13 protein-coding genes are annotated in these 16,193 nt (G+C 58.8%); 5 read left to right on the forward strand and 8 right to left on the reverse strand.

The window, feature by feature from the left end; genetic code table 11:
• Positions 1-68 precede the first annotated feature (68 nt).
• From ACW14G_RS05350 to ACW14G_RS05360, 3 genes are all read right to left on the reverse strand, one after another.
• A complete protein-coding gene (locus ACW14G_RS05350; RefSeq protein WP_163445697.1) occupies positions 69-2,006 on the reverse strand; it encodes a DNA topoisomerase III in 1,938 nt (645 codons plus the stop codon).
• Between the two features lie 4 nt (positions 2,007-2,010).
• Entirely contained in the window at positions 2,011-3,054 is a 1,044-nt protein-coding gene (gene selD / locus ACW14G_RS05355) for a selenide, water dikinase SelD (protein ID WP_163445699.1), read from the reverse strand.
• Positions 3,055-3,183: 129 nt separating this feature from the next.
• The gene (locus ACW14G_RS05360; RefSeq protein WP_223802447.1) at positions 3,184-3,735 is read right to left on the reverse strand and encodes an NAD(P)H nitroreductase; all 552 of its coding nucleotides are present in this window, start codon (positions 3,733-3,735) and stop codon (positions 3,184-3,186) included.
• A 162-nt stretch (positions 3,736-3,897) separates the two neighbouring features.
• Here ACW14G_RS05360 and sppA point away from each other — a divergent pair, with 162 nt between their 5' ends.
• The 4 genes from sppA to ACW14G_RS05380 all read left to right on the forward strand — a co-directional run bounded on the left by sppA (position 3,898) and on the right by ACW14G_RS05380 (position 8,887).
• The gene (sppA, locus tag ACW14G_RS05365; RefSeq protein WP_167576137.1) at positions 3,898-5,748 is read left to right on the forward strand and encodes a signal peptide peptidase SppA; all 1,851 of its coding nucleotides are present in this window, start codon (positions 3,898-3,900) and stop codon (positions 5,746-5,748) included.
• Positions 5,749-5,804: 56 nt separating this feature from the next.
• Complete coding sequence (gene ansA / locus ACW14G_RS05370) at positions 5,805-6,821, forward strand: asparaginase (protein WP_163445704.1); 1,017 nt, start codon at positions 5,805-5,807, stop codon at positions 6,819-6,821.
• A gap of 10 nt (positions 6,822-6,831) precedes the next feature.
• Entirely contained in the window at positions 6,832-7,473 is a 642-nt protein-coding gene (gene pncA / locus ACW14G_RS05375) for a bifunctional nicotinamidase/pyrazinamidase (protein WP_249021974.1), read from the forward strand.
• A gap of 160 nt (positions 7,474-7,633) precedes the next feature.
• Positions 7,634-8,887 (forward strand): glycoside hydrolase family 18 protein, encoded by a 1,254-nt coding sequence (locus tag ACW14G_RS05380; RefSeq protein WP_167576139.1) that lies wholly within the window; start codon positions 7,634-7,636, stop codon positions 8,885-8,887.
• A gap of 57 nt (positions 8,888-8,944) precedes the next feature.
• On the opposite strand, the gene ACW14G_RS05385 is transcribed toward ACW14G_RS05380, so the two are convergent.
• From ACW14G_RS05385 to ssuD, 3 genes are read right to left on the reverse strand one after another with little or no spacing between them, the layout of a single operon-like run.
• Positions 8,945-10,342, reverse strand: a complete 1,398-nt coding sequence (locus ACW14G_RS05385) for an LLM class flavin-dependent oxidoreductase (protein WP_249021975.1) — start codon at positions 10,340-10,342, stop codon at positions 8,945-8,947.
• Positions 10,343-10,398: 56 nt separating this feature from the next.
• Positions 10,399-11,784, reverse strand: coding sequence for an FAD/NAD(P)-binding protein (locus ACW14G_RS05390; protein WP_249021976.1), 1,386 nt, complete (start codon positions 11,782-11,784; stop codon positions 10,399-10,401).
• Between the two features lie 10 nt (positions 11,785-11,794).
• Positions 11,795-12,967, reverse strand: coding sequence for an FMNH2-dependent alkanesulfonate monooxygenase (gene ssuD / locus ACW14G_RS05395; protein ID WP_249021977.1), 1,173 nt, complete (start codon positions 12,965-12,967; stop codon positions 11,795-11,797).
• Positions 12,968-13,240: 273 nt separating this feature from the next.
• Here ssuD and ACW14G_RS05400 point away from each other — a divergent pair, with 273 nt between their 5' ends.
• A complete protein-coding gene (locus ACW14G_RS05400; protein ID WP_249021978.1) occupies positions 13,241-15,169 on the forward strand; it encodes a sigma-54-dependent Fis family transcriptional regulator in 1,929 nt (642 codons plus the stop codon).
• Here ACW14G_RS05400 and ACW14G_RS05405 read toward each other — a convergent pair.
• Complete coding sequence (locus ACW14G_RS05405) at positions 15,166-15,444, reverse strand: YeaC family protein (RefSeq protein ID WP_163445718.1); 279 nt, start codon at positions 15,442-15,444, stop codon at positions 15,166-15,168. The two genes, ACW14G_RS05400 and ACW14G_RS05405, sit on opposite strands and share 4 nt — an antisense overlap.
• 43 nt (positions 15,445-15,487) lie before the next feature.
• Positions 15,488-15,901 (reverse strand): peptide-methionine (R)-S-oxide reductase MsrB, encoded by a 414-nt coding sequence (gene msrB, locus ACW14G_RS05410; protein ID WP_163445720.1) that lies wholly within the window; start codon positions 15,899-15,901, stop codon positions 15,488-15,490.
• Positions 15,902-16,193: the final 292 nt, after the last annotated feature.

The following is a 16,193-nucleotide window of genomic DNA, read 5'->3' on the forward strand; positions in this document are numbered from 1 at the left end:
GGCAGCCTGAGTATATTGCCGGATGGCGGCGTCAACGCCTTATCCGGCCTACAAATAGACATCCCCGACTATACGTCTGGCTCAGGGCTTGCCGCGGCCTTCTTACTCTTCCCCTTTCCTTTACTGAATGACTTCTTCGCCCCACCCGGCGCTGCCAGTCCGCGGAACTGCCGCACCGGCGTGCTCTTAGCCTGGTCAATCAGCTGGAATAAAGTTCCCACTAACGGCTGCATAAAGTCCTGATAACGGCACTGCTTTTCGCTGATTTGCGTCAACGTGGACTCCCAGTGCGCGGTCATATCCGGACGCGTCGCCATCTCCGGCAAAGAGTGGAACAGCGCTTTACCTGCGTCGGTAGAGTGAATATAGCGTCCTTTTTTGGTCAGGAAACCGCGCTTAAACAGCAGCTCGATAATACCGGCGCGCGTCGCTTCGGTGCCTAAGCCGTCGGTGGCGCGGAGGATTTTTTTCAGATCTTTATCCTGCACAAAGCGGGCGATACCGGTCATCGCCGACAGCAGCGTGGCGTCGGTAAAGTGGCGCGGCGGCTGGGTTTGTCGCTCAACGACTTCGCCGTTCTCGCACAGCAGTTCGTCCGCTTTTGCCACCACCGGCAGCGGCGTGCCGTCGTTCTCTTCGTCACGCTCTTTCGCCCCCAGCAGCGTACGCCAACCCGCTTCCGCCAGGAAACGCGCTTTGGCGACAAACTTACCGTTAGCGATATCCAGATCGATCTGACATTTGCGGTAGACCGCATCCGGGCAGAACTGCATCAGATACTGACGCGCAATCAGGTTATAGACCTTTGCTTCGTTGTCGTTGAGATTAACGTGGCTGGCGCGCGCGGTTGGGATAATCGCGTGGTGGGCATCGACCTTTTTGTCGTCCCAGCAGCGGTTACGGGTGTCGGTGTTGACCACCGGCTGCGGCAACAGGTCCGGAGCGTGAACGCCAATAGCATTGATCACCGCGTGACGGCCCGCGAAATGTTCTTCCGGCAGATAGCGGCTGTCGGAACGCGGATAGGTGATCACCTTGTGGGTTTCGTACAATTTCTGACAGATATCCAGCACGTTCTGCGCGCTAAGGCCAAAACGTTTCGCCGCCTCAATCTGTAAAGCCGACAGCGAAAACGGCAGCGGCGCGGGTTCCGAGTCACGCTTGTCGTTATAGGCCGTGACCAGCGCGGGCTGCCCGGTAATGCGTTTCACCACGTGTTCCGCAAGCGCGCGGTTGAGCAGGCGACCCTCTTCATCCTGATGCGGTTCACAGGCTTCGCTTGGCTGCCAGACGGCGGTGAAGCGCTCGTCTTTCGGCGTGACGATGTGGGCCTTCACCTCAAAGAAGTCTTTTGAGACGAAGTTTTCAATCTCTTCATCGCGGCGCACCACCAGCCCCAAAACCGGGGTCTGCACGCGCCCCACGGAAAGCACGCCCTGATAGCCGGCGTTGCGCCCCAGAATGGTATAGGCACGGGTCATATTGATCCCGTACAACCAGTCAGCGCGTGCACGTGCCAGCGCCGAGACGCACAGCGGAATAAATTCGCTGTTGGCACGCAGACGGGTAATCGCTCGCTCCACCGCCTGCGGGTTGAGGTCGTTTATCAAACAGCGCTGCACCTGCTGGCGTTTTTCCGCTGACAGTTGCAGGTAGTCCAGCACTTCATCCACCAGCAGCTGTCCTTCGCGATCGGGGTCTCCGGCGTGAATAACTTCGCTGGCTTCATGAAGAAAACGCTTAATGACGTTCAGCTGTTTGGTGACCGATGGGCGTGGCTGGAGCTGCCATTTTTCCGGCACGATCGGCAGATCCTGGAGATTCCAGCGCGCATAGCGGCTGTCATAGACGTCCGGCTGCGCCTGCTCCAGCAGGTGACCAATACACCAGGTCACCACCTGGCCGTTGCCACATTCGATAAAGCCGTCGCCCTTGCGGTGGGGCTTCGGCAGTACATCCGCAATGGCGCGGGCCAGACTCGGTTTTTCCGCAATGAACAACCGCATGGGGTCAGCGCAGCTCGACCATCGGACGGCCACCGCGCGCGGTGACCAGTTCACCGATAGCGGTTAGCGTGATACCAAACTCGGCGGCAGCCTCCTGTACGGCGGCTTCGGCGTCAGGCGTCACCGCCAGCAGCAGGCCGCCGGAGGTTTGCGGGTCGCACAGCAGCGCACGCTGAGCTTCGCTCATCGCGCCCATCAGATGGCCGTAGCTGGCAAAGTTGCGTTCGGTGCCGCCCGGCACGGCGCCCTGAGCAATATACTCTTCCACGCCCGGCAGCTTCGGCACGGCGGCAAAATCAATCTGCGCCTGTACGCCAGCGCCCTGGCACATTTCGCTCAGGTGGCCCAGCAGGCCAAAGCCGGTGACGTCGGTCATCGCCTTCACGCCGTCGATATTGGCAAACGCCGAGCCCACAAGGTTCATCTGGCACATCACTTCCGTCGCCAGTCCCTGATGTTCAGGCTTGAGCAGCGATTTTTTCTCGGCGGTGGTCAGCACGCCAATGCCCAGCGGCTTGGTCAGGAACAGCTTACAGCCCGCCTGCGCGGTGCTGTTTTTCTTCACCCGCTCGGTAGGCACAATCCCGGTGACCGCCAGGCCGAAAATCGGCTCCGGCGCGTCGATAGAGTGGCCGCCCGCCAGCGCGATCCCGGCCTGTTTGCAGGCAAAGCGCCCGCCCTCGGTCACTTCGCGCGCGATTTCCGGCGCCAGTTTGTTGATCGGCCAGCCAAGGATGGCTATCGCCATAATCGGCTTACCGCCCATGGCGAAAATGTCGCTGATGGCATTGGTTGCCGCAATACGACCAAAGTCGAACGGATTGTCGACAATCGGCATAAAGAAATCGGTGGTGCTGATGACCGAGGTACCGTTACCCAGGTCGTAAACGGCAGCATCGTCGCGAGTTTCATTGCCAACAAGCAGGTTGGGGTCGATAAACTTCGTTTGCTCGCTGTGCAGGATGGTCTCCAGCACTTTGGGCGAAATTTTACAACCGCAACCCGCTCCGTGGCTGTACTGCGTTAAACGAATGGCCTGCTCGCTCATGGACAACTCCTGTCATTGCTTTGGCATTTGCATAGAAGGTCTATGTTAACGCCAGAACACAGCGGTGATAAGTACGACTGTCTGAATTCGCGGGCATTTGCCTGAAATCCAGACAATCGTGGTGATTTTTCAGAGATAACGGACGAATGGAGCCGTATCCGGTGGCGTAATGGTGGTCGAAGCCTTCAGTTGCGGAGTGCCCAGATAGAGGAAGCCGACGATCTTATCCTGTTCGCCGCAGTTAAAGCCCGCGCGCACTACCGGGCTATCGGTCAGCGCGCCGCTGCGCCAGATACCGTTAAAGCCCTGCGCGACCGCCGCCATTTGCATCGCCATCACCGCACAGCCCGCCGACATCTCCTGCTCCCACTTCGGCACCTTCGGGTGATCCTGACATTTGGCGATCGCCACAATAATCATCGGCGCGCGGAACGGCGCGTTACGCGCTTTCTCGATGGCCTTCTCGTCACCGTTTGCGGCTATCGCTCCCTGTTCCAGCAGCTGGCTGAAACGTTCGCGGCCTTCGCCTTCCACAATCACAAACTGCCACGGTTGCAGCGTGCCATGGTCCGGCGCACGCAGCGCGGCGCGGAGAATATTTTGTAGCGCGTCCCCCGCCGGGGCCGGTTCCGTCAGGCGGGAAGCGCTGCGGCGATTCACCAATAGTTCCAGTGCGTCCATTGAATCACTCCTCTCACGTTATTTTTCATAAAATTAACATGCGCAAGGATTTTGTTACAGCGCAGAAGGCGATTCCTGCTGACAAGCGGCGACGGTCTATTTAGGATAGCCACACGTTTTACCGTTTCGGTAAACCTTTTTTCGTTTTTGCAGGGAGAATACATGCGAACTGTATGGCGCTTCATTGCCGGATTCTTTAAATGGACGTGGCGATTACTCAATTTCGTCCGTGAGCTGGTGCTGAATCTGTTCTTTATTTTGCTGGTGCTGGTCGGCGTCGGCATCTGGATGCAGCTTAGCAGCACCACGGAACACAGTACCCGCGGCGCGCTGCTGATGGACATCAGCGGCGTGGTGGTCGACAAGCCGTCACCGAGCAGCAAGCTTAGCGTGATTGGCCGCCAGTTCTTTGGCGCCAGCTCTGACCGTCTGCAGGAAAACTCCCTGTTTGATATTGTGCAAACCATTCGCCAGGCGAAAGATGACCGCAATATCACCGGCATTGTGTTGGATCTGAAAAACTTTGCCGGCGGCGATCAGCCTTCAATGCAATATATCGGCAAAGCGCTGCGCGAATTCCGCGACAGCGGTAAGCCGGTCTACGCGGTGGGCGATAGCTATAGCCAGGCGCAATACTACCTGGCCAGCTTCGCCAATAAAATCTGGCTGTCGCCACAGGGCGTGGTCGATCTGCACGGTTTTGCCACCAACGGGCTGTACTACAAAACCCTGCTCGACAAGCTGAAGGTTTCAACCCACGTGTTCCGCGTCGGCACCTATAAGTCAGCCGTCGAACCGTTTATTCGCGACGATATGTCCCCTGCTGCGCGCGAAGCGGACAGCCGCTGGATTGGCGAACTGTGGCAGAACTATCTCAACACCGTCGCGGCAAACCGCCAGGTGACGGCGCAGCAGATCTTCCCGGGCGCACAAGGTGTGCTGGATGGTCTGCGCAAAGTCGATGGTGACACGGCGCAGTATGCGCTGGATAACAAGCTGGTTGATAACTTAGGTTCCAGCGCGGATATCGAAAAAGCGATGACCAAAGCGTTCGGCTGGAGCAAGGCCGACAATAACTACAGCGCCATCAGCATGTATGACTATGCGGTGAAAACCCCGGCGGATACCGGTTCAAGTATCGCGGTGGTGTTTGCCAACGGCGCCATCATGGACGGTGAAGAAACCCCGGGTAACGTCGGCGGCGACACCACCGCAGCGCAGATTCGCGACGCGCGTCTGGATCCGAAGGTGAAAGCCATCGTGCTGCGCGTGAACAGCCCTGGCGGCAGCGTAAGCGCTTCTGAGGTCATTCGTGAAGAGCTGGCGGCGGCGAAAGCGGCGGGCAAACCGGTGGTGGTCTCCATGGGTGGCATGGCGGCCTCCGGCGGCTACTGGATTTCTACCCCTGCTGACTACATCGTAGCCAGCCCGAGTACGCTGACCGGCTCGATCGGTATCTTTGGCGTCATCAACACCGTGGAGAACACGCTGGATTCAATCGGCGTGCACACCGACGGCGTCGCCACCTCGCCGCTGGCGGATATGGCGATGACCAAAGCGTTGACGCCGGAAGTGCAGCAGATGATGCAACTCAGCATCGAAAACGGCTACAAACGTTTTATTACCCTTGTGGCGCAGTCGCGTAAGAGCACGCCGGAAGCGATTGATAAAATCGCTCAGGGCCATGTCTGGACCGGCGAGGACGCCAAAGCCAATGGCCTGGTGGATAGCCTTGGCGACTTTGACGATGCGGTAGCGAAAGCCGCCGAGCTGGCGAAAGTGAAGACGTGGCACATCGACTACTATCAGAGCGAACCGACGTTCTTCGATATGGTGATGGACAACCTCTCCGGCTCGGTACGCGCCTCTCTGCCGCAGGCGCTGCAGGCGTATCTCCCGGCTCCGCTGGCGAACGCCGCCAACGCAGTGAAGGCCGAAAGCGATAAGCTGGCGGTGTTCAACGATCCACAAAATCGCTATGCAATTTGCCTGACCTGCGCCAATATTCGCTAATCGCAATCCCCTCCTTGCCGGAGGGGATTTTCTTTTGCTCAATCGATAGACGAACCATGCCAAAAAAATCCATTTACGTCGCCTATACCGGCGGGACCATCGGGATGCAGCGCTCTGACCACGGCTATATCCCGGTCTCCGGGCATTTGCAGCGCCAGCTGGCGCTGATGCCTGAGTTCCATCGCCCCGAGATGCCGGACTTTACTATCCACGAATACGACCCGCTGATGGACTCTTCCGACATGACGCCGGAAGACTGGCAGCACATCGCCGACGATATTAAAGCGCACTACGACGAGTACGATGGTTTTGTGATCCTGCACGGCACCGACACCATGGCGTTCACCGCCTCAGCGCTGTCGTTTATGCTGGAAAACCTCGGCAAGCCGGTTATCGTGACCGGCTCGCAGATCCCGCTGGCGGAGCTGCGCTCCGACGGGCAGATTAACCTGCTGAATTCGCTGTACGTCGCCGCTAACTACCCGATTAACGAAGTGACGCTGTTCTTCAACAACCGTCTGTATCGCGGTAACCGGACGACCAAAGCCCATGCGGATGGCTTTGACGCGTTTGCTTCGCCAAACCTCACCCCACTGCTGGAAGCGGGTATCCATATTCGTAAACTGGGTACCCCGCCCGCCCCCCACGGCGACGGTGCGCTGATCGTACATCCGATTACCCCGCAGCCGATTGGCGTGGTGACGATTTATCCGGGCATCTCCGCCGATGTGGTACGCAACTTCCTGCTTCAGCCGGTCAAAGCGCTTATCCTGCGTTCTTACGGCGTGGGTAACGCCCCGCAAAACGCTGTATTCCTGAAAGAGCTGGCAGAAGCCAGCAACCGCGGTATTGTGGTGGTTAACCTCACCCAATGTATGTCCGGCAAGGTGAATATGGGCGGCTACGCCACCGGCAACGCGCTGGCGCAGGCGGGCGTCATCGGCGGTGCCGATATGACGGTGGAAGCGACGCTGACCAAGTTACATTATCTGTTGAGTCAGGGGCTGGACGCCGACGCCATTCGCGCGGCGATGCAGCAGAACCTGCGCGGCGAACTGACGCCAGACGATTAAGGAGAGAGTGATGAGCAAACGCGCGCTGTTATTAGTCGACTTACAGAACGATTTTTGTGCGGGCGGCGCCCTTGCCGTGGCCGATGGGGACAGCACGATTGATGTCGCCAATGTGCTGATCGCTGAAGCAAAAACCCGCGGTGAACCGGTGGTCGCCAGCCAGGACTGGCATCCCGCTAACCATGGCAGCTTTGCCAGCCAGCACGGTGTGGAGCCTTACAGCCAGGGAACGCTCGACGGCCTGGCGCAGACCTTCTGGCCGGATCACTGTGTGCAAAACAGCGAGGGCGCGGCGTTTCATCCGCTGCTGGCGCACAACGCGATCGACGCGGTGTTCCACAAGGGCGAGAGCGTCAACATCGACAGCTACAGCGCCTTTTTCGACAACGGTCATCGGCAGAAGACCGGGCTGGACGTCTGGCTGCGCGAACAGGCGATTGACGAACTGACCGTTCTCGGGCTGGCTACCGACTACTGCGTGAAGTTCACCGTACTGGACGCTCTCCAGCTTGGCTATGCGGTCAACGTGATTACCGACGGCTGTCGCGGCGTCAACATTCAGCCGCAGGATAGCGCTCACGCCTTTATGGAAATGGCGGCAGAGGGCGCGACGCTGTATACGCTGGATGACTGGCTGGAAATTCAGCGCTAGCCCCGTAGGCCGGATGAGCGCCATCCGGCCTACAATTCCCTCCCCCTCGTGAACCACCTCTCAGATTTGCCTCAACGGCAATGCTATGTTTAATCGGTTGTTTTTTCGCCACGCCATTTCCGTGGCGTGTTTGCTTTTTTAATGTCAAAGAGGACCGTGTATGAAACTTTTGCCTTTGCTGGCAGCATTACCCCTGCTCTGCGCCTCAGTTGTTTCCGCGAATTCCCTGATGTCCGTTGGCTACTTCAACGGCGGCGGAGACGTTACCGCCGGGCCGGGCGGTGATATCGATAAGCTGGACGTCCGACAAATTACCCACCTCAATTATTCGTTTGGCCTTATCTACAACGACGAGAAAGACGAAACCAACGATGCGTTAAAGGACCCCGCGAAGCTGCATCAAATCTGGTTATCGCCGAAGGTACAGTCCGATTTAGCCAAAATACCGACACTGCGTAAGCAGAACCCGAATCTGAAAGTGCTGCTGTCGGTCGGCGGCTGGGGCGCGCGCGGCTTCTCCGGCGCGGCCGCCACGCCGGAAGCACGGGCTGTGTTCATCCGCTCGGCGCAGGAAGTGGTCGAAAAATACGGCCTCGATGGCATCGATCTCGACTGGGAATATCCGGTCAACGGCGCGTGGGGTCTGGTGGCAAGCCAGCCGGCGGACCGCGATAACTTCACCACCCTGCTCAAAGAGCTGCGCGCGGCGTTTGGCAATAAAAAGCTGGTGACCATTGCCGTCGGCGCTAACGCCGAAAGTCCGAAAAGCTGGGTTGACGTTAAAGCCATCGCGCCATTGCTGGATTACATCAACCTGATGACCTACGACATGGCGTACGGCACCCAGTACTTTAACTCGAACCTGTACGACTCAACGCAGTGGCCAACGGTGGCGCAGGCCGATAAATACAGCGCTGACTTCGTGGTCAATAACTATCTCGCCGCCGGTTTAAAACCCAGCCAGATGAACCTGGGGATTGGCTTCTATGGCCGCGTGCCAAAACGCAGCGTGGAACCGGGTATCGACTGGAGCAAGCCGGACGCGCAGAAAAATCCGGTGACTCAGCCTTACTTCGGCGCACAGGAAGTGGCGCTGTTTAAATCACTCGGCGTCGACCTCAGCAAAGACACCTACGTGAAATACAACGACATTGTCAGCAAGCTGCTGAACGACCCGCAGAAGCGCTTTACCGAGCACTGGGATGACCAGGCGAAGGTTCCGTGGCTGTCGGTGCAATCGGCGGAGGGCAAACCGCTGTTCGCGCTCTCCTACGAGAATCCGCGTTCGGTCAGCATTAAAGCGGACTATATCAAGAGCAAAGGGCTAGCGGGCGCGATGTTCTGGGAGTACGGCGCGGACGACAATAACCAGTTGGCGAAGCAGCTGGCGGAGTCACTGGGGATTAAACACTAAGGTCAACCCGAGACGATAACCCGGCGACCTGGCCGGGTTATCGTTAATTGGCCAGCATTACACCGGCGTTAAAATCCCGCTTTGTTCATGAATACGGTACCCCGCGCCCGGGTGCGGAGCCTGAAGTCTGGCGCTACCGCCAAACAGCTTTTCACGTAACGTCCCCTGGCTGTACTCGCGCTTATAGACGCCGCGTTTTTGCAGCTCCGGAATCAACAGCTCGACCACATCGGTAAAGGTCTCGTGCGTTACCGCATAGGCGAGATTAAAGCCATCCACGTCCGTCTCCTCCACCCACGACTGCAGCTCATCGGCGACCGTTTCAGCGCTGCCAACAATCAGCGGACCAAAACCGCCGATACCGACCCACTCGGCCATGGCTTTAACCGACCACTGTTTATCCGGGTCGGCGGTGGAGAAGGTATCGACCACCGACTGAATCGCATTGGTTTTGGCATAGGTAAACACTTCATCCGGCTGATACTGCCCGAAATCGATGCCCGTCCAGCCGGAGATCAGCGCCAACGCGCCTTCGTAGCTGGTCCAGTTTTTATACTCCTGCCACTTCGCCTGCGCGGCCTTATCCGTCTCGCCGACGATTGCCGTTTGCATATTGAAAATGAGAATACTGCGCGGATCGCGCCCCGCCTCCGCCGCACGACGGCGAATGTCCGCCACGGTCTTTTTCAGCGCGCTTTTTGACGGCGAAGCCACAAACACGCACTCGGCATGGCTGGCGGCGAACTGCTTGCCGCGGCTGGACGCGCCCGCCTGATACAGCACCGGTGTGCGCTGCGGCGACGGCTCACACAGGTGATAGCCCGGCACATCAAAGAATTTGCCATGATGATTAATGGCGTGAATTTTACTCGGATCGCTGAAAATGCGCCGTTCACGATCGCGCAGAATCGCCCCCTCTTCCCAACTGCCTTCCAGCAGTTTGTAGATAACCTCCAGATACTCATCGGCATAGTCGTAGCGGGCATCGTGCGCCGTTTGCGCCTGTTGGCCGATATTGCGCGCGCCGCTTTCCAGATACGAGGTGACGATATTCCAGCCTACGCGGCCTTTGGTCAGGTGATCCAGCGTCGAGAGACGGCGAGCAAACGGATAGGGGTGTTCAAATGACAGCGAGGCGGTCAGGCCAAAGCCCAGATGCTCCGTCACCAGCGCCATCGGGGTGACCAGCGCCAGCGGATCGTTTACCGGCACCTGCGCCGCCTGACGAATCGCCGCGTCACCGTTGCCGTTATAGACATCGTAGACGCCCAGCACGTCGGCAATAAACAGACCGTCAAACTTTCCGCGCTCCAGCAGACGCGCCAGATCGACCCAATAATCCAGATCTTTATACTGCCAGGAGCGATCGCGCGGGTGCGCCCACAGCCCCGGCGACTGGTGGCCGACACAGTTCATATCAAAAGCATTCAGACGAATTTCACGTTGTGATGACATAACAATCTCTCCTGCGCCCGGTTATTCCCGGCACAATAATGCGTTTATCTCGAGGTTCAGGCCGTCACGTTCTGACGGCTCGTCAGGGTTTGCAGCACCGTTTGTGCGACCTGCCGGGCATGCTCCGCCACCTGCGGGAGTCCCATCAGTTCGCCGAATCGCCCGCGCGCCGCCGGGCCGGCAACCCATATGCGCGAAGAAGCGCCAACCGCCTGCGAATGCGCGTTAACCTCAATGCCCATGCCCAGGGCATCCGGGCGAATCTGCCCATCCTGATGCAGTGCCGCCAGAAACGGCTGGCTCGCCACTAAATCGGCATGGTCTGGCCCGGTGGTGAGCACCAGATAGTCAACCTCTTGCCACACGGTGCCCCCGCTGCGCTGCGCCAACTGAAGGCGAAATGCCTCGCCTTCAACCGTCAGCGCCTGTAGCCGAGCCGCCAGCGAGCGAAAAGTGCCGTCCGCTCGTTTTTCCGCGATGGCTTGCGCCACCTGCGGCGCAATACGGTAGCGATGCACATCCCAGAAGCGACGCAGGTGACGTAAAAACTGTCGCTTTTCAGCCTCAGTAAGCTGCTGCCAGATCGTCTGGCCCTGACTGCGTACGGCATCCAGAACGGCCTGCCAGGGCAACCCCTGCGCCGCCGCCCGCGGGATATCCGCGCGAATCTGCCGTAGGCGCTGGCGTAATGTGCCCGTCTGATAGCTGGCCTGCCACGCCGATGCGGCGAGCGGCGCGTTGGCTCGGGAGAGTAATCCATGGCGTGAGAAAGCAAGCGTTGTTCCCTGATGCCCCTGACGATGCAGCGTCGCCACGACATCTGCCATGCTCAGCGCCGTGCCCATAATGGCGACCCGCGCGTTCAGCGGAATGGCCGCCAGCGCACCAGCCCGCCAGGGGTTCGCAATCAGTCGTGGGTGCTGAGCGACGTGCTGGACCACCGTCGGCAAGCGTGGCGGCGGGTGACTCACCGCCAGCACCAGACCATCGGCGCGCAGCCGCTGCCCCTCGGCGGTGATCACACACCCGTCATGCCAGCCCGCCGCGCGATCCCGTATATGGGTCAGGCTGCCGCTGTACGCTTTTATCGCCTGTGCCAGATTTTCCTGGACGTAGCGACCAAATGCGCCACGCTGCGGGTAGACGCTCCCGTCCGCCAGCTGTGCCTGAGGGTCCTGCGGAAAATCGCCGTGCCGGCGATACCAACGGTCAAATGCGCCGTCGTCGTCACCCGCCAGTTGCATGCGCGCGGCGGGAACGTTGATTCGATGCGCGGGATCGGTCGCCGAGTAGGCCACCCCAAACCCAAGCGCGGGACGCGGCTCCACCACGCTAATGCGCAGGGCGCGGCGCGACTCGCGCAGCAAATGAAGGGCAACGGCCGCGCCGCTGAATCCGCCCCCGACAATCACAATATGCGGTTCGCTTTCTGGTCGTGACATCGCAAACTCCTCAGCTGGCGCTCGCCTGCGGGACAGGCCGTTTCGCCCCACCGATGGTCTCGCCAAACGGCCCGGTGTTAACTTGCCCCTTCGCGGAACGCGGCTGGGTGCTGGTTGGCAGCAGCGGCATGACCAGCTCGGCGAAGCGGTGCGCTTCTTCCAGATGCGGATAGCCGGAGAAAATAAAGTTGGTGATTCCCAGCGCCTGATATTCGCGGATACGTTCGGCAACCTGCTGAGGATTTCCCACCAGCGCGGTCCCTGCGCCGCCGCGAACCAGACCGACACCCGCCCACAGGTTTGGCGCAATCCGCAGCTTGTCGCGATTTCCGTTGTGCAGCGCGCTCATGCGCGCCTGCCCGGTTGAGTCCATGCGGGCAAAAATCTGCTGCGCCTGAGAGATAGTGTCATCATCCAGGTGTGCAATTAGCTTATCGGCGGCGGCCCACGCCTCTTCCTCCGTCTCGCGCACAATCACATGCAGACGAATACCGTACTCCAGTTGACGCCCCTTCTCTTCCGCCCGAGCTTTCACGACCGCCAGCTTTTCCGCCACCTGCGCCGGCGGCTCCCCCCAGGTCAGATAGGCATCGATATGGTCGGCGGCAACGTCAATCGCCTCTGCCGAGGAACCGCCAAAGTACAGCGGCGGGCCATTGCGCTGTACCGTCGGGAACAGCACTTCCGCCCCTTCCACCTGAATATGCGTACCGTGATAGTCCACCTTTTCACCGGCCAGCAGGCGACGGTACACCTCCAGAAATTCATGGGTCACTTCATAGCGTTCGCTGTGGCTGAGGAAAATACCGTCGCCTTTGTTCTCCACCGGATCGCCACCGGTCACCACGTTGATCAGCAGACGCCCTTCGGAGAGGCGGTCCAGCGTGGCGGCCATCCGCGCCGCCAGCGTGGGCGGCTGAAGACCGGGACGTACGGCCACCAGGTAGCGCAAATGACGGGTAATCGGCGCCAACGCGGCGGCCACCAGCCAGGAGTCTTCACAGCTTTTGCCCGTGGGGATCAGTACGCCGTAATAGCCGAGGCTATCCGCCGCCAGCGCCACCTGTTGCAGATAAGGGAGATCCACCGGACGACCGCCTTCGGTGGTGCCCAGATACCGCCCGTCGCCGTGGGTGGGTAAGAACCAGAAGACATTGATTTGTTCAGCGGCTTGTACTGTCATTATCCATTTCCTTTATAACTATATTTGGTATTTATCGAAGCGGTTATCTTCGTCAGTTATAAAGGAGTTAGCGAAATACATGCCAATTTTCAGAAGAAAAAATATCGTTACTTATCAAGTAATTAAATGAAATATTAATTTTCAGAAACTGTTGCAAATGCAACACCCTGACGGCATCCGCTGCCGCAATGGCGACAACCACGCGCCTCCCCCCTATGGAAACTTACGCCGCCAACAGATACCGTCCAGACATGAACTTGCTGGAGAATTCCGATGCTCAACGCAGAACTCACATTATCCGGGCCGGCGCTGGTCGACCCGGCCTCACAGGCCTTTCAGAAGGTGCTGGCGCGCCTCGCCCCCACCGACGCCACAGTGCTGATCGTCGGGGAAACGGGGACCGGCAAAGAGGTGGTCGCCCGTTATCTGCACCGTCATAGCCCACGGGCAAACGGGCCTTTCCTCGCCGTTAACTGCGGTGCGTTGACCGAGTCGCTGGCCGAGTCAGAGCTGTTTGGCCATGAGAAAGGCGCATTCAGCGGCGCAACGCATACTCACCAGGGTTGGTTTGAGGCCGCGGAAGGCGGAACGTTACTACTGGATGAGATTGGCGAGCTGAGTCTGTCATTGCAGGTGAAGCTGCTGCGCGTCCTCCAGGAGCGGGAGATTACCCGCGTCGGCTCCCACAAACCTATTCGCATTAACGTGCGGGTCGTGGCAGCGACGCACGTCGATCTGGCACGCGCCATTCAGGAGCGTCGCTTTCGCGAAGATCTCTTCTATCGCCTGAACATCGCCGCCGTGACCCTGCCGCCATTACGTCAGCGCCGGCAGGATATCCCGGTTCTGGCGCACCATTTCGTGCAGCTTTACGCGCGCCGACTTGGGCGTCCGGCGCAGCGGCTTTCCGGGCAGGCGCTTGCGCTGCTGCAGGACTATCCGTGGCCGGGGAACATTCGCGAACTGGAAAATACCCTGCACAATGCGGTGCTGCTGAATCCGGATGTGGAACTGGGCCCTGAGCATCTTCGCCTCGCCTCTGCGACCTCGGCGCCCTCCTCATCGCCTGCGCAACACGATGAACTGGGAGAGTTTATGCGCCGTCAGCTATTGGCCCACAGCGGCGCGCTGTACGACCGTATGCTGCGCGCCATGATTCAGGCGGCAATGAGTCAAAGCCAAAATAATCAGAGCCAGGCCGCACAGCTGCTTGGCGTCAGCCGCCATACGTTGCGCACACAGCTGGCGCATCTGGGCGTCATTAAGCAACGGCGTAAGCCTGGAGAGTTGCCACCGACCACGCCGCGTGAGCGCGAACTGCGGATTGGCTACCAGCGGTTTGGCAATCTGGGCGTGCTGAAGGCGCGTCAGCTGCTGGAGCAGAATTTCGCTGATCTGGGGATTAACGTGATGTGGAGCGAATATCCGGCCGGCCCGCAGCTGCTACAGGCGCTCAGTCACAACGAAATTGACTTTGGCACCACCGGCGAAGCGCCCCCTATTTTCGCGCAGGCGAAAGACAACGCGCTTCTGTATGTGGCCTGGGAGCCACCGGCGCCGCGGAGTGTGGCCATGGTCGTGCCCAACGCCAGCGATATACGCTCACTCGCCCAACTACGGGGAAAGCGTATTGCGCTGAACAAAGGTTCGAACGTGCACTGGCTGCTGGTGCAGTTGCTGGAAGAAGCTGGGCTGGGTCTGGATGACGTTAAGATCGTCTACGCGCCGCCAAAATACCCGCTTACCGCCAGCGACTATCTGTCCGCCGATGCCTGGATGATGTGGGACCCGGTACTGAGCGCCGCTGAACGCAGCGGAACGCTGCGCGTGCTGGCGACCGGCGAGGGCCGCGTCAGCAACCATCAGTTCTATCTCACCCACCGCCAGTATGCGCAGCAGAACGAGGACATTATCGCCGGTGTCGTGGCGGCACTGGTGAAAACGGGGAAATTTATTGACCGGCATCGCCTCGAGGCGGCGCAACTGCTGGCGGGAGAACTGGGGCTGGACACCGCATCGCTGGCCTGTGCGTTGGCGCGTCGCAGCCATCAGACGCGAGAAATGGATATGCAGGCCATCCGCGCACAGCAGACCATCGCCGACCGCTTTTACGCGCTGGGCCTGCTGAGCAGGCCCGTCGCGGTCAGAGAAGCGATGTGGTACGCCAGAGAACGGCTTATCGAGCCGTGGGCAGCCGCTTAGTGCTGCTTAAACGTCGCAATCGGCTTCGGTGCAATACCGAAGTCTTCCTTCAACTGCTGCTTGCTCTTCATCACCATCTGGCCGTTGGTATCAATGGTCATATGCTGCGCGTCGCGGTTATTGCGCGATTGCCAGAGCATCACCAGCTGCAGGCAGTTCTCTTTTTGTTCGTCGGTCAGCGCCACGCCATCCGGCCATTTTCCCAGCTCCACCGCGGTGGCTAAACGCTGATAAATCTCCGGCGTCATGTTGTCGATCATTTGCTCAATATTCATGCTCAGCCCCCTCTCCTGTGGAATAATTTGCTGAATCGTTTCTTCAGCCTTTGGTGGAGTCACCATTTTCGTCATCCGTGAAGCTGAGCGACGCAGAGTTGACGCAAAAACGCTCACCGGTTGGCTGTGGGCCATCGGGAAAGACGTGCCCCAGATGCGCATCACAATTTCCGCAACGAATTTCAGTACGTTGCATGCCGTGGGAGTAATCATTGAGATACCGAATGGCGGTTTCGCTCACCGGCTCATAAAAACTCGGCCAGCCGCATCCGGAATCATACTTGCTTTGGGAGTGAAAAAGCGGCGCGTCGCACACCAGACAGTGGTAAATACCATCGCGCTTGTTGTGCAGTAAACGCCCGGTAAACGGCGGCTCTGTGCCATGTTTCTGCGTGACATAGAACTGCATTTCACTCAGGGTATTTTTCAGGTCATCCGGGGAAGGTTTGTTCACCATTTTGCTCACATCTCGCTATGAAAAATACATTTGCCAGGCGATTCTAACAAAACATTAACAATGAAGCGTGAACTTTTGTTCTAAACTTAATCGGCGTGAAAAGGCAGCGGGGTAATTGTGACACTCGTCACATTTTTATCTCGCGTGCCCTTTAAAATTCCCGGCGCCGCCCTCATGTGGTTTCTAGCTCATAGGAAGAGTGAGACAGGTTAGTCATGCAAAGCTTAGGCAGCAGATTGATTTGTCGCAATGATTGACACGATTCCGCTTGACGCTGCGTAAGGTTTTTGTA

The organism is Kluyvera sp. (genome assembly GCF_965301105.1).

Bases quoted from the DNA above. Each gene is read 5' to 3' on its own strand.
- ACW14G_RS05350 (WP_163445697.1), bottom strand. From the start codon at position 2,006: ATGCGGTTGTTCATTGCGGAAAAACCGAGTCTGGCCCGCGCCATTGCG.
- selD (WP_163445699.1), bottom strand. From the start codon at position 3,054: ATGAGCGAGCAGGCCATTCGTTTAACGCAGTACAGCCACGGAGCGGGT.
- ACW14G_RS05360 (WP_223802447.1), bottom strand. From the start codon at position 3,735: ATGGACGCACTGGAACTATTGGTGAATCGCCGCAGCGCTTCCCGCCTG.
- sppA (WP_167576137.1), top strand. From the start codon at position 3,898: ATGCGAACTGTATGGCGCTTCATTGCCGGATTCTTTAAATGGACGTGG.
- ansA (WP_163445704.1), top strand. From the start codon at position 5,805: ATGCCAAAAAAATCCATTTACGTCGCCTATACCGGCGGGACCATCGGG.
- pncA (WP_249021974.1), top strand. From the start codon at position 6,832: ATGAGCAAACGCGCGCTGTTATTAGTCGACTTACAGAACGATTTTTGT.
- ACW14G_RS05380 (WP_167576139.1), top strand. From the start codon at position 7,634: ATGAAACTTTTGCCTTTGCTGGCAGCATTACCCCTGCTCTGCGCCTCA.
- ACW14G_RS05385 (WP_249021975.1), bottom strand. From the start codon at position 10,342: ATGTCATCACAACGTGAAATTCGTCTGAATGCTTTTGATATGAACTGT.
- ACW14G_RS05390 (WP_249021976.1), bottom strand. From the start codon at position 11,784: ATGTCACGACCAGAAAGCGAACCGCATATTGTGATTGTCGGGGGCGGA.
- ssuD (WP_249021977.1), bottom strand. From the start codon at position 12,967: ATGACAGTACAAGCCGCTGAACAAATCAATGTCTTCTGGTTCTTACCC.
- ACW14G_RS05400 (WP_249021978.1), top strand. From the start codon at position 13,241: ATGCTCAACGCAGAACTCACATTATCCGGGCCGGCGCTGGTCGACCCG.
- ACW14G_RS05405 (WP_163445718.1), bottom strand. From the start codon at position 15,444: ATGAATATTGAGCAAATGATCGACAACATGACGCCGGAGATTTATCAG.
- msrB (WP_163445720.1), bottom strand. From the start codon at position 15,901: ATGGTGAACAAACCTTCCCCGGATGACCTGAAAAATACCCTGAGTGAA.